16 protein-coding genes and 1 tRNA gene are annotated in these 12,467 nt (G+C 71.9%); 9 read left to right on the top strand and 8 right to left on the bottom strand.

What is annotated here, in order from left to right; genetic code table 11:
• Window positions 1-34 precede the first annotated feature (34 nt).
• Together LX83_RS08990 and LX83_RS08985 are read left to right on the top strand one after the other, a co-directional pair.
• Entirely contained in the window at window positions 35-403 is a 369-nt protein-coding gene (locus LX83_RS08990; protein ID WP_253769266.1) for a hypothetical protein, read from the top strand.
• A gap of 129 nt (window positions 404-532) precedes the next feature.
• Window positions 533-1,171, top strand: a complete 639-nt coding sequence (locus LX83_RS08985) for a TetR/AcrR family transcriptional regulator (protein ID WP_253770128.1) — start codon at window positions 533-535, stop codon at window positions 1,169-1,171.
• A 39-nt stretch (window positions 1,172-1,210) separates the two neighbouring features.
• Here the strand turns inward: LX83_RS08985 and LX83_RS08980 are convergent, their stop codons facing one another.
• On the bottom strand, window positions 1,211-1,432 hold the full coding sequence (locus tag LX83_RS08980; protein ID WP_253769264.1) for a DUF3618 domain-containing protein: 222 nt from the start codon (window positions 1,430-1,432) through the stop codon (window positions 1,211-1,213).
• 201 nt (window positions 1,433-1,633) lie between these two features.
• Here LX83_RS08980 and LX83_RS08975 point away from each other — a divergent pair.
• Window positions 1,634-1,707: transfer RNA gene (locus LX83_RS08975), tRNA-Leu, on the top strand.
• Window positions 1,708-1,795: 88 nt separating this feature from the next.
• Here LX83_RS08975 and LX83_RS08970 read toward each other — a convergent pair.
• Together LX83_RS08970 and LX83_RS08965 are read right to left on the bottom strand one after the other, a co-directional pair.
• Complete coding sequence (locus LX83_RS08970) at window positions 1,796-2,443, bottom strand: nitroreductase family protein (protein WP_253769261.1); 648 nt, start codon at window positions 2,441-2,443, stop codon at window positions 1,796-1,798.
• A gap of 18 nt (window positions 2,444-2,461) precedes the next feature.
• Window positions 2,462-3,823 (bottom strand): MFS transporter, encoded by a 1,362-nt coding sequence (locus LX83_RS08965; protein ID WP_253769259.1) that lies wholly within the window; start codon window positions 3,821-3,823, stop codon window positions 2,462-2,464.
• A 115-nt stretch (window positions 3,824-3,938) separates the two neighbouring features.
• On the opposite strand from LX83_RS08965, the gene LX83_RS08960 reads away from it, so the two are divergent.
• Window positions 3,939-4,415 carry a MarR family winged helix-turn-helix transcriptional regulator gene (locus LX83_RS08960; protein ID WP_253769257.1) on the top strand — a complete coding sequence of 159 codons (477 nt, stop codon included), beginning with the start codon at window positions 3,939-3,941 and terminating at the stop codon, window positions 4,413-4,415.
• A gap of 78 nt (window positions 4,416-4,493) precedes the next feature.
• Here LX83_RS08960 and LX83_RS08955 read toward each other — a convergent pair whose 3' ends face one another.
• Genes LX83_RS08955 through LX83_RS08945 form a run of 3 tightly spaced genes read right to left on the bottom strand, consistent with a single transcriptional unit; the run spans window position 4,494 to window position 7,198 of the window.
• Window positions 4,494-5,147 (bottom strand): response regulator, encoded by a 654-nt coding sequence (locus LX83_RS08955; RefSeq protein ID WP_253769254.1) that lies wholly within the window; start codon window positions 5,145-5,147, stop codon window positions 4,494-4,496.
• Entirely contained in the window at window positions 5,144-6,283 is a 1,140-nt protein-coding gene (locus LX83_RS08950; RefSeq protein WP_253769252.1) for a sensor histidine kinase, read from the bottom strand. The genes LX83_RS08955 and LX83_RS08950 overlap by 4 nt, the downstream gene beginning before the upstream one ends.
• Before the next feature lie 3 nt (window positions 6,284-6,286).
• A complete protein-coding gene (locus tag LX83_RS08945; protein WP_253769250.1) occupies window positions 6,287-7,198 on the bottom strand; it encodes a hypothetical protein in 912 nt (303 codons plus the stop codon).
• Window positions 7,199-7,357: 159 nt separating this feature from the next.
• Between LX83_RS08945 and LX83_RS08940 the strand changes: the two genes are divergently transcribed.
• Window positions 7,358-8,797 carry a multicopper oxidase family protein gene (locus LX83_RS08940; RefSeq protein ID WP_253769248.1) on the top strand — a complete coding sequence of 480 codons (1,440 nt, stop codon included), beginning with the start codon at window positions 7,358-7,360 and terminating at the stop codon, window positions 8,795-8,797.
• A 104-nt stretch (window positions 8,798-8,901) separates the two neighbouring features.
• Window positions 8,902-9,468 (top strand): GNAT family N-acetyltransferase, encoded by a 567-nt coding sequence (locus LX83_RS08935; protein WP_253769247.1) that lies wholly within the window; start codon window positions 8,902-8,904, stop codon window positions 9,466-9,468.
• A gap of 99 nt (window positions 9,469-9,567) precedes the next feature.
• On the opposite strand, the gene LX83_RS08930 is transcribed toward LX83_RS08935, so the two are convergent.
• A complete protein-coding gene (locus LX83_RS08930) occupies window positions 9,568-9,762 on the bottom strand; it encodes a DUF397 domain-containing protein (protein ID WP_253769245.1) in 195 nt (64 codons plus the stop codon).
• A gap of 40 nt (window positions 9,763-9,802) precedes the next feature.
• The gene (locus LX83_RS08925; RefSeq protein ID WP_253769243.1) at window positions 9,803-10,666 is read right to left on the bottom strand and encodes a helix-turn-helix domain-containing protein; all 864 of its coding nucleotides are present in this window, start codon (window positions 10,664-10,666) and stop codon (window positions 9,803-9,805) included.
• A gap of 402 nt (window positions 10,667-11,068) precedes the next feature.
• Here LX83_RS08925 and LX83_RS08920 point away from each other — a divergent pair, with 402 nt between their 5' ends.
• The 3 genes from LX83_RS08920 to LX83_RS08910 all read left to right on the top strand — a co-directional run bounded on the left by LX83_RS08920 (window position 11,069) and on the right by LX83_RS08910 (window position 12,363).
• Entirely contained in the window at window positions 11,069-11,314 is a 246-nt protein-coding gene (locus LX83_RS08920) for a zinc finger protein (protein ID WP_253769241.1), read from the top strand.
• A gap of 144 nt (window positions 11,315-11,458) precedes the next feature.
• Complete coding sequence (locus LX83_RS08915) at window positions 11,459-11,710, top strand: hypothetical protein (RefSeq protein ID WP_253769238.1); 252 nt, start codon at window positions 11,459-11,461, stop codon at window positions 11,708-11,710.
• Window positions 11,707-12,363, top strand: coding sequence for a hypothetical protein (locus LX83_RS08910; RefSeq protein WP_253769236.1), 657 nt, complete (start codon window positions 11,707-11,709; stop codon window positions 12,361-12,363). Before LX83_RS08915 ends, LX83_RS08910 begins: the two co-directional genes overlap by 4 nt.
• The last annotated feature ends 104 nt before the right edge of the window (window positions 12,364-12,467 follow it).

Raw genomic sequence — 12,467 nt, 5'->3', positions numbered from 1 at the left:
CGGGCTGGCCGCGTCTTTCGGGGAGGTCCCGTTCATGGCCGCCGAGCCCATCACCGTCCACTACGCGACCGACGGTGACTCCTGGCAGGTCATCGTCAGCACCGGCGCGCGTGAGCTGATCACCGAGGCATCCAGCCTGGTCAGCGCACGTGAGCAGGCCGAGGACCTGATCGCCGAGATCCGCCAGGACACACCGCTGGCCCGCGCGGTGCACCTGCTCGACGGCGACCCGGTCGCCTTCACCGCCGCCTACCTGCGGGCCAGGCACGGCCTGCCCGCCCCGGCCCGTCCCGCGCTGGACGAGGACGCGGACCTGTCCCCGGACACCGGCGCGGGGCACCGGCTGATCGGTCGCCGGCAGCGCTACGACTGGCGGACCCCACCCGATCGGGAGGGGTGGTGAGGCCGTTGGGGTGACCGGCCGTTTCCAGGCCCCCACCTGCACCGACCCAGCCGTGCCCGCGACCACCTAGGATGTCCGCCTGATCCCCAGCGCTGGTCCATCCGACGAGGAGGCAGGCTCTTGGCCGCGGTGCCATACAGTGGCGAGACCCGGACCGCCCAGCGCGGCCGTCCCCGGGACGCCAGCAGGGACGCGGCGCTGCGCCGGGCGGCGCTCGACGTCATGGCCGAGGTGGGTTACCGCGCGCTCACCATGGACGCGGTCGCGGCGCGGGCGCGGGCCGGCAAGGCCACCATCTACCGCAGGTGGGAGTCCAAGCTGGAGCTGGTCATCGACACCTGCGCGCACCTGGTCAGCCAGAACCTGCCGGAGCCCAACACCGGCTCGCTCGCGGGTGACCTGCGCGAGTTCCTCAGCGCGTTCGCGGCCTTCCTGTCCGGGCCGACCGGCAAGGCGGCCCAGGCGCTGGTCGGTGAGCTGCCGCACGAGCCGGAACTGGCCGTGGCGTTCCGCCGCACCTTCCTGAGTTCCCAGCGGGACGTGCTGCGCCGCATCCTGGACCGGGCCGACCGGCGGGGTGAGCTGCGGCCGGACGCGCCCCGCAGCATGCTGGTCGAGCTGACCGGGGCCGCGCTGACCCACCGGCTGATGCTGACCGGTGAGCCGCTGGACGACGTGTTCGTCAACCGGCTGATGAGCCAGGTGCTGCTCCCGCTGCTGAACCGGGAGCGCCCCGGGACCGGCCAGCCCGGTCCGGCCACCCGCTGACGGTCGCGGGCCGCCGGGTGGCCGATCCCGGGCCGGGACTCAGCGGAACAGCCTGCGGACCACCGCGATCGTCAGCACCGCGCCCACCGCGATGAGCGTGTAGCGCACCCTGGGGTCGTCCAGCTTGGCTCGCAGGCTCGCCTTGCCGCTCTCCACGAACTTCCTGGGGTCCGCCCTGGTGCCCAGCTCGTCGAGGGTCGCGGCGAGCGCGTCCCTCGCCTGCTCGATCTCGCGCTGGATTGTCTCGGGATCGCGAGCCACATGTCCTCCTCGTGCGATGCCTTCCGGCGCGGACAACGGTAGTTGACGTTGGCCGCGCGCCCAGGCCCGGGACCTGCTGCGCACCACCCCGTGCCACCTGGAACGGGGATGTTGTGCGGTTGTGCCGGCCGGACACGCGGGAAGTCCCCGCCGCCCAGGGAACAAACCGCGAACCAGCGGGCGCTAGGCTGGGTCGCGACCGGGGCCATAGCCCAACTGGCAGAGGCACATGGTTTAGGTCCATGACAGTGTGGGTTCGACTCCCACTGGCCCCACTCGACCAAAGGGGTGCCCTGCTCGGCGGGCACGCCCTCGCGGTTTTCGATCACCGATGGCCGCGGCCACCCGGCCCGCTGGCGCTGGTCACCACCGGTCCCAGTGCAGGACCTCGGCCCGGCTGACGCGCCTGGCCGGCCGGAAGTCGGTGCCCAGGGTGAACGCCAGCGGGATCAGGGCGGCGAGCATGACCTCGTCGTGCGGTACCCCGAGCACCCCGGCCAGCTCGCGTTCCAGCGGCGCCTGCGCCGTGGTCCAGACCGTGCCCAGGCCGCGCTCGCGCGCGGCGAGCATGAAGCTCCACACGGCGGGCAGGATCGACCCCCAGGTGCCGGCCTGCTGCTCGACCGGGGCGCCGTCGGTGCGGCCCTCCACCGCCGGGACGACGATGGCTGGCACCCGGTGGATGGTGGCGTAGAGGTGCTGGACGCCGTCGAAGATCCGGCGCAGGGACTCCGGGTGGGCGTTCATCCGGCGCAGGTCGTTCGCGGTCAGCGGGCTGCCCTCGGCGAGCTGGACGGCACGGCGGAAGATGTCGGCCACGGCGGCCCGCTGGGCGGCGTCGGTGACGACCAGGAAGTGCCAGCGCTGCCGGTTGCGGCCGGTCGGGGCCTGGGTGGCCAGGTCGACGCACTCCTCGATGAGTTCGCGCGGGACCGGCCTGGTCAGGTCGAGCCGCTTGCGCACCGCGCGGGTGGTGGACAGGACCTCGTCGGCGGACAGGTTCAGTGACATCGCGGTCTTCCTTCCGGGTCAGTGGTGGGCGGGGGCGGGGGTGGACCGCGGGGTGCGCTGGGCCGGGCGGATGCCCAGGGCGCTGACGACCGCGCCGACCAGGGAGAAGCCGCTGGCGGCGAGGAAGGCGAGCCGGTAGCCGGTCAGGCCGGGCACGGTGAGCAGCGCGGCCAGCACGGCGACGCCGATGCCCGCGCCGACCTGGACGGCGGAGGTGATCAGCCCCGAGGCCAGGCCCTGCTGGTGTTCGGGCAGGTCGCTGACGGCGGCGATGTTGAGGCTGGGGAAGGACAGGCCGTTGCCGATGCCGTGCACGACCAGCGCGGGCGCCAGCACGGCGAGGTATCCGCTGGTCGGCTCGACGCGCAGGAACAGCAGGATGCCGCACGCCTGCAGCAGCATGCCGAGCGCGGCGGTCCGGCCCAGGCCCCACCGGGCGATCAGCTTTCCGGCGAGGTTGGCGGCCAGGAAGATGGCCAGGCCCATCGGGGCGATCGCCAGGCCGGTGGCCAGCGCGTCGTAGTGCAGCGTCCGCTGGAGGTGGAGCACGGCGGCGAACTGCCAGCCGATGGTGGCGCACGCCCAGGCGATCGCGGCGGTGTTGGCCGAGCGCACGCTGGGCACCCGGAACACGGCGAGCGGGACCAGCGGGTTCGCCTGCCGCCGCTGCACGAGCACGAACGCCAGCAGCAGGAGCACCGCGAGCACACCGGCCGGCCAGGCGCGCTCGGCCAGCGCGTACACGCCGAGCAGCACCGCGCCCGTGCCGGTGACCGCGCCCAGCGCGTCGAAGCCGCGACCGGAGCCGGCACGCTCCCCCGGCGCGATGACCAGGGGCGTGAGCACCACCACGAGCAGCGCGAACGGCACCGGCAGGAAGAACACCAGCCGCCAGCTCAGGTCGGTGAGCAGGCCGGACAGCACCAGCCCGCCGGTGTAGCCGGCCGCGCCGGCCAGCGAGTACACGCCGAGGGCGCGGCCGCGCTGGGCGGGGTCGGTGAAGGTGGTCGTGATCAGCGACAGCGCGGCCGGCGCGGTCAGCGCGGCGGCCAGCCCCTTCACGATCCGGGTCACCACGAGCGGCACGCCGCTGGAGAGCAGGCCGCCGGCCAGGCTGGCCGCGGCGAACACCGCCAGCGACAGCACGAACACGCGGCGCCGGCCGAGCAGGTCGGCCAGCCGCCCGCCGAGCAGCAGGAAGCCGCCGTAGGTGACGGCGTAGCCGGAGACCAGCCACTGCAGGGTGCCCTCGGTCAGGGACAGCTCGCGCCCGATGGCCGGGAGCGCCACACCCATCAGGGACAGGTCCATCGAATCCAGGAACACGGCGGTGCACAGCAGCACCAGGGCCGTCCGGCCACGGCCTCGCACATCGGGCACGTCTCACTCCATCTTCGGCCAAATCATCTTTCAGCAGACGATTTGCGACCATACGAATGGCGATCGTCTGCTGTCAAACAATTGACGCGAAGATGGTTCGTGGTAGCCTGCGGCCATGCCCACCAGGACCGGTGCCCGCGCGCGGACCACGTACTTCCCCCGGCTGGCGGCGGAACGGCCGGACATCGCCCTGTGCCGCGCCTCCACCGCGGTGGCGCGCGCCGCCGAGGCAGCGGCCGAGCAGCACGGCCTCGGCGTGGGACACCACCTGGTGCTGAAGATGCTCGCGGCGGTCGGGCCGTGCTCGCAGCAGGTGCTCAGCGAGGAGCTGCGCATCGACCGCAGCGTCATGGTCGGCATCGCCGACGAACTGGAGAAGGCCGGCTACGTCCGCCGCGAGCGCGACGCCCAGGACCGGCGCGCCTACGCGGTCACCATCACCACCCCGGGCCGGCGCGCGCTGACCAGGGCCGAGAAGGGCGTCCCCGCCTTCCTCGACCAGACCTTCGCCGCGCTCGACCCGGCCGAGCGGGACCAGCTCACCGCGCTGCTCGGCAAGCTCCTGGCGACCGACTCAACAGCGACCGACTGAACAGCGACCGTCTCAACAGCGACCACCCGAACCAGCGACCGGCCGAACCGGCGACCAGCCGAACCAGCGGCGGGCCGCTCAGCCCGGTTCGACCAGCCGGTGCTGGTAGGCGAGCGCGACCAGTTGGGCGCGGTCGCGGGCGCCGAGCTTGGCCAGCGCGCGGCTGATGTGGGTCTTGGTGGTGGCCGGGCTGATCACCAGCTCCCGGGTGATCTCCTCGTTGGACAGCCCCTGCGCGGCGAGCGCCACCACCTCGCGCTCCCTGGTGGTGAGCTGGTCGAACACCTGGTGGTTGACCGTGGCCGCCGGCCTGGTCGAGCGGGCCAGCAGCCGCCTGGTCAGGCCGGGTGAGAGCAGCTCCTCCCCACCGGCCACCACCCGGATGCCGTGCAGCAGCTGCGCCGGGTCGGTGTTCTTGAGCAGGAAGCCGCTCGCGCCCGCGGTCAGCCCGGCCACGGCGTACTCGTCCTCGTCGAAGGTGGTCAGGATCAGGACGCGCACGGCCGACAGCGCCGGGTCCGCGACCACCCGCCGGATGCCCTCGATGCCGTCCACGCCGGGCATCTGCACGTCCATCAGCAGCACGTCCGGCAGCGTGGCCCTGGCCAGTTCGGCCGCGGCCGCGCCGTCGCTGGCCTCGCCGACCACGGTCATGTCCGGCTCGCTGTCCACGAGCATCCGGAAGCCGCCACGCACCAGTGCCTGGTCGTCGGCGATCAGCACCTTGATCATCGGTCTCCTCCCGGCTCCCCCTGGACCGGCAGCGCGCACCGGACCTCGAACCCGCCGTCCACCGGCCCCGCGGTCAGGGTGCCGCCCAGCTTCTCGGCCCTGGCCCGCATGCCCTCGATGCCGTGCCCGCCCACCGCGGTGGCCGCGCTCCCGCCACCCGTGCCGTTGTCGCGCACCACGACCTCCAGCACGTCGCCGTAGGTCAGCTCCACCCGCGCCGCCGTGGCGCGCGCGTGGCGCCGCACGTTGGTCAGCGACTCCTGCACGATCCGGAACGCCGCCAGGTCCACCGCCACCGGCACCGCCCGGTCCGCACCGCGCACCACCAGGTCCACCCGCACCCCGGCGGTGTCCAACAGCTTGTCCAGCCTGGCCAGGCCGCCGGCGGCGGTGCGCGGGTCCGCCGAGCGCATCAGGCCCAGCAGCACGGACACCTCGGTCAACCCCTCGTCGCTGATCCGCTTGATGGTGTGCAGCGCCTCGGTGGCCCGCTCGGGCTGGCGGCCCATGATGTGCGTGGCCACGCCGGCCTGCACGCTGATCGCCGCCATGGTGTGGCCGAACACGTCGTGCAGCTCGCGGGCGATCTCCAGCCGCTCCTCGGCAGCCTGCCGGCGGGCCTGGTCGGACCGGGACTGCGCGATCCGCTCGGCCCGCTCGCGCGCCCCGGCCGCGAACGCCCGGTGCGAGTGCACGGCCGCGCCCAGCGCGGTCGCGGCGGCCTCCAGCGGCACGGCGTTGAACACCTGGTCCCCCAGCCACTCCCCGTCCAGCGCGAACCGCACCGTGAGGACCGTGACCACCGCGGTGGCCAGGCCACCGGCCACGCCCGCCCGCCAGCCCCGGTGCGCGGCAAGGGTGTAGCAGCCGATCAGCGGACCCGCGGTGATCAGCCGACCGGGGTAGGCGTGGAACCAGGCGGCGGTCGCCAGGTTGACCACCACCAGGCAGGCGACCGGGAACCGCCGCCGGACCGCCACCGCCCCGCCGGCCACCAGGGCGAGGGCGAGAGCACCCGGGTCCAGCGCACCGGTCGGCCCCGGCGGCCCCCAGCCGAACAGGCCGGCGGTGAGCACCAGGGCGGCCAGCCCGGCGCCCAGCGCGATGTCCGGGGCGGTGTCGGCCAGTCGTCGCACGTCCTACCCCTCCAGCGTGATCAGCGCGCGCATCCCCCGCGCCGCGAACATCGTGCCAGTCGCCAGGTCCCGGACCCAGGTGACCACCGCGTACCGGCCGGCGGGCAGGTCGGCGGACAGCACCGCGGAGCGCCCCGGCGACAGCGGCACCACGCCGGTCGGCCCACCCGTGAACGGGTAGCCGGCGGGGTCGCGCCCGGCGTCCACCGCGGTGAAGAACGCGTCCAGGTCCGCCAGCGTGGTGCCGGGCCGGACGGGCATCAGCATCGCCTCGTTGTGCTGGCGCGACAGGTTCACCACCCGCACCGGGCCGGACAGCACCGCCGGCGCGTCGAACGCCCCGTCGCGCAGCACGATCCGCGCCGCCGGCACCGGGACCGGCACCGGAGCGGTGGGCCCCGGCAGCACCCGCACCCGGCGCACGCGCTCCGCCAGGTCAGGCAGGCCCACGTCGCGGAAGTCCACCAGGTAGTGCTCGCCCGGACTGACCCGCAGCGTCGCGGCCGCCGGCACGTCCGCGACGGCCACGCCACCCAGCATCTCCACGTCCCGCGCCACGGCCTGGCCACCGGCGATCGGGTCGTCACCCATCGCGCGGGTCAGGTCGGCCAGGTACCGGTCCAGGCTCACGCCGGGCCGCAGGCGGACCAGCCCGAGCCACGCGCCGTCCGGATCGGTGGACTGGACGCGGAAGGTCACCGCGCCGGCCGGCAGGGTCGCCGGCGCGGCGAACCCCTCGGGGGTGACGGCGATGGACACGTCCCGGGTCCGCGCGGGCGCCGCCTCCACCGCGGCGGGGGTCTCGGCCGGGGACACCTCGACCGGGGACACCTCGGCCGGGAACGCCTCGGCCGGGAACGCCGGGGCCACGGCCAGCATCGGGCCGACGAGCAGGGGGATCAGGAATCGCTTCATGGCGGCAACGCTGCCCGACCGGCCCCGGTCACCGCGTCAGCCCGGCGCCGACACCGCCCGCCTACCGCTGCGGGATGACCCTGCGACCCCGGGAGTACGCGGGAGTTTGCCGTGCAGGGCTGACGTGCTCGGACGGTGATCTCCGCAGGATTTCGGGCCATGCGACGACGGAACTTCCTCGCCCTGACCGGACTGTTCGCCGGGCTCGCGCTGACCGGGTGCGGCGGCGCGGACGGCAACACCGGCACCCTCGGGTTCCGCAACGCCCTGCGCATCCCGCCACTGCTCGACCCCGCCGCCGGCGCGGACGGCGTCCGGCGCTTCGACCTGCGGCTGCGCCAGGGCCGCAGCGAGTTCCTGCCCGGCAAGTCCACCCCGACGTGGGGCGTCAACGGCGACTACCTCGGTCCGACCCTGCGGGCCAGGCGCGGCGACCGGGTGGCGATGGCGGTGACCAACGAGGTGGGCGAGCCGACCACGCTGCACTGGCACGGCATGCGGCTGCCCGCCAGGATGGACGGCGGCCCGCACCAGACGATCCAGCCCGGCGGCACGTGGAGTCCGGAGTGGACAGTGGACCAGCCGGCGGCGACCACCTGGTACCACCCGCACCCGCACGGCACCACCTCCCAGCACGTGTACCGGGGCCTGGCCGGCCTGTTCCTCCTCGACGACGACCACGAGGTGGCCCTGCCGAAGACCTACGGCACCGACGACATCCCGTTGGTCATCCAGGACAAGAAGTTCACCGAGGACGGGCGGCTGGACGAGGACTTCGGCGGCACCTACGGGCTGTTAGGCGACCAGCTCCTGGTCAACGGCACCTACGACCCGCACTTCCAGGTGACCACCACGCGCGTCCGGTTCCGCGTGCTCAACGGCTCCAACGCGCACGTCTACCACCTGGGTTTCGCCGACAACCGGGTGTTCCACGTGGTGGCGAGCGACGCCGGCCTGCTGGCCCGCCCCGCCCCGGTGGACCGGCTGCGGATCAGCCCGGGCGAGCGGTTCGAGATCGTGGTCGGGTTCGCGCCCGGCGAGCAGGTGCTGCTCAAGGGCTTCAGCGGCGACGAGGAGATCGACCGGGGCGACTACGACATCCTCCGCCTGGTCGCCGCCGCACAGCTCGCGCCGTCCGCCGAGCTGCCCCAGGTGCTCACCCCGCTCGCCCCACCGGCCGTCGGCGCAACGGTCCGCAGGTTCCGGCTGGGCGGGACGAACATCAACGGCCGCGAGATGGACATGGCCCGCATCGACGAGGTGATCCCGGCCGGCGCCCACGAGGTCTGGGAGGTCGACAACATCACCTTCGCGCACAACTTCCACATCCACGACGCGGTCTTCCGGGTGCTCGACGTGGACGGCGAGGAACCACCCGAACACCTGCGCGGCCCGAAGGACACGGTGTTCTCCCCGGGCAAGACCCTGACCCGGCTGGCCGTGGAGTTCGGCAACCACGTCGATCCCGCGATGCCGTACATGTACCACTGCCACATCCTGCGCCACGAGGACCGGGGCATGATGGGCCAGTTCGTGATCGTCGAACCGGGCACGGAGAACAGCACGCCCCGCGAACTGCACTCGGCCGGCCACCACTAGGCCGGCGCTACCGGGTTCGGTCCGGCCATATTCGGTGGGCCCGCCGGGGGCCGGCGACTACCCTGACCGGGCGGTTTCACCAGCAGCAACCCGGGGGAGATCCGATGACCGCTGTCCCACAGCACGCGCCGGCACCGGTCACCACCGAGCGGCTGGTCCTGCGACTGTTCACCGCGGACGACATCGACGACCGGTACGCGTACCAGTCCCTGCCCGAGGTCGCCCGCTACCTCTACCGCCCGCCGCTCACCCGCGAGGCCTGCGCCGAGGCGATCGCCGCGCGGGCCGGTGGCACCGCGTGGCAGGCCGACGGTGACGCGCTCCTGCTGGCCGTGTGCCGGGCCAACGAGCCGGGCGTCATCGGCGAGGTGGTGCTCAACCTCCGGAGTGCGCGCGCCCGCCAGGCCGAGATCGGCTGGGCCTTCAACCCGCGCCACACCGGACACGGCTACGCCACCGAAGCCGCACGCGCCCTCGCCTCGCTGGCCTTCGACAAGTTGGGAGTTCACCGGATCTTCGCCCGGATCGATGTCCTCAACACCGCGTCGGTGCGCGTGTGCGAACGGCTCGGCATGCGCCGCGAGGCCCACCTGATCGACAACGACCTCGACGGAGACCGCTGGGGCAGCGAGTACATCTACGCGACCCTCGCACACGAGTGGCAGAACTGATTCCAGCTGTTCCACGGCACGCGGCCGGCGCCACCCGCCCGACACCGGACGGCCCCCTGCCCAGGAGTCCCGGACAGGGGGCCGCGCTCGCGCTCGTGATCAGCTGTCGAGCCGACCCGACTTGATCGCCGCCAGGAACCCGGCCAGCTCAGCCCGCCCAAAGGTCAGCACCGGGCCGGCGGGGTTCTTCGAGTCACGAACACCAGCCACATCGCCGGCGTGAGCCAACTCAACGCAGTTCTGCCAGTTACCGTTGGAGCGACTGGACTTTCGCCACTCCACGTTTTCAAACATCTGCGACTCCTTCCCAGGTGTCGAGAGATGGCTCTCTCAGTCAACGGTAACGCTTGGCCACCTCCGCCATGAACTCCCTGCTGGCACTCGGGCTCAATGCGGCGGCAGTCAGGCGAGACCAGAGGTGACCGTAAGTAGCCACCGCCTTCTTGTCATCCAAGTACCGATTAGTGTCGACGCCTTCGATATAGGCGAACTCCAAGGGGCCAGCAGTGCCAGGCGAAGGAATCCTTAGCAGGACGAATCGAAATCCGACCAGCGCTGCTACATTAGCTCGGGTTTCGAATGGCAGAACCTGAATCTGCACGTTACCCAACCGCGACAACTTGATCATGTGATCGATCTGCTCACGCATGATCTCCGGACCGCCGTACCAGCGAAGCAAACTCGACTCCGAGATGACGAACTCCGCCTGCAGCGGATTCTCCCGGTGCAGCACCCGCTGGCGCAGCAGGCGGGCTTGCACACCGTTCTCGATGTCGTCCTCGTTAAGTTCTGGGCGCTCCGCGTACAGCGCTCGAATGAACGACTCAGACTGCAGCAGCCCAGGCGGGACCTCGGATTCGACCGTGCGGACGAGGTCCGCGTCTTGCTCCATCTCAACGTACTGGCGGAACTGATCAGGATGGATGGCCCTGTATCCAGTCCAGTTTCCCCGTTGATGGTTGTTGCGGCGCAGATCCATCATGAACTCGATCAACTCTGGGTCGCTGACACCGTACGCGTCCAGCAGCAGCTTCAGGTCACCCACGCCGATACCGCGCTTACCGTTCTCCAACTCGGTGAACTTGGCTTGCGGCTTCTCGATCACCTTGCCGGCCTCCTCCTGTGTCAGGCCAGCTTGCTCACGTAGATGCCGCAGCATGTGTCCCAATTGCAGCTTGCGCACAGTAGGCGTGGCCATGCGGTTCCTCCCGGACCTGACCCGAGGATGAGGACGACAGGCACATCTTGCCGCCCACCCAGGGTGCGCCCACCGCTCACCCGATTGGTGGGGTACCTGTCCTGGGGTACTCCAGGTTAATCTGATCACGTTCTATCTGGGGTACCCAGACTTGGAGACCCCTGGAGCCATAGGAACCAGTCGGCCGCACATCGGACGGCTGGGTCGCTTCTGCTACTCGGGGGCGGACGCAACTCCCTACCCGGCAACCCGCCGCCCCTTGACCTGCCCCGTCCGACCACGGGGCATCCCGGGCGACGGCGTGCCGCCGCCCACCCGGACCGGCAGGACGGTCGAGCGCGTGCACGCGCCCCGGCGTGCTCCCGTCCTGCCGGCCCGCCTCACACATGGAGGTGTGGCGCGATGACAACGGCGAATCAGCGCACGTTCCGGTGGTGGCCGGTGGACAACGGTCGGCACGCGATCCCCGGTGGGCTCCAGCCCGGGGCCAGCGCCGAGACGCTGTGCCGCCACCCCGTGACCATGCCCGCCGAGAAGCCGACCTCGCTCCAGTGGCTGTGGCCCACCTGTTCCATCTGCTACGAGCGGGCGCGCGACTACACCCACGTCGCGCTCACCGAGGGCTACGACGGCCGGTGTCAGCCGTGACCTGGCAACCCTTACCCGACCGGTGACCCGTCCCCTTCTCCTTCTCCTTCTTCTCCTTCTCCTTCTCCCGCCCGGCAGCGGGAATCCCCCCACGGGCGCCCGTGTTCGCGCGGTTCGGCGCCCCGCACCGCAACAGGTGACGTGATGACAGATTCCACTGTGGACTACCTGTGGCTGTCCTTCGCCAAGGACGGCAGGGAGCACGCCGTGTTGACCGAACGATCCACACCGGACAGCCAGGGCTACCTCGACGCCGTCTGCACGAAGGTGTTGAGCGCCAGCATGACCACGCGCGTCGACAGCCCCTCGGCCAACGTCTGCCCGTACTGCTTCTCGGCCACGGACGACAAGATCGGCGACCCCGACACCCGCGAGCGGGAGGGAGCACCGGGATGACCCCCGACGACATCGAGCTGCACCGGCACATCGTGCAGAAGACCGCCGAACTCGCCGAGTTCGGTGACCGGATGACGACTCGACAACCGCCCACTGTGGACGAGATGCGCCGGCTCGGCCGGCGCCTGATGGGTTTGGGCGCCGCACTGTGCGACCGCGCCCGCGCGGAGTCGCCCGTGACCCAGCAGTGCTCGCCGGTCGTCAACCTGTGCGACTGGTTGTCCGGCGCTCGCCAGCGGACCGGTGAACTCGTGGGCGGGATGGCTGAGCCGATGGCCAAGGCGCTCGCCGCCGTTGGGCGCTGGCGCCAGCTGGCGGACCGGCGGATCGCCGGCGGCATGCCACCTGCCGAGGCGGAGCGACGCGCCCGGATCAGGCTGGCCGCGGAGCGACGCGCGAAGTGGCCGCGCCTGCGCACGTGGGCGCCGGGCGATCCGGAACCCGAGATGCGACCCAGTTGGGGCGTCTACGACATCGACGGCACGGTCTGGCTGTGCAAGCCCGACGGCCTGATGCACCTGCACTCCGCTGAACGCCGTCGGTTCGCCGATGTCCGGATCACGGTTGAGGAACCCCTGACCTGGGCGGAACTGCTGGAGCGGTACGGCCCGGCCACGGAGCGGCGGGCCCCGAGAACCCAGTGGTTGCCATGACCGTCCGCACCCGGCTGCTGGTCCTGCTCCCGCTCGGCGCGTTCACCCTCGGCCTGTCCCTGGGCAGGACGGACCCCGCTGACGCCACCATCCGAAGTGGACTA

Source organism: Goodfellowiella coeruleoviolacea (genome assembly GCF_024171785.1).
Classification (GTDB): domain Bacteria; phylum Actinomycetota; class Actinomycetes; order Mycobacteriales; family Pseudonocardiaceae; genus Goodfellowiella; species Goodfellowiella coeruleoviolacea.
This window is presented reverse-complemented; position numbering and strand designations above follow the sequence as displayed.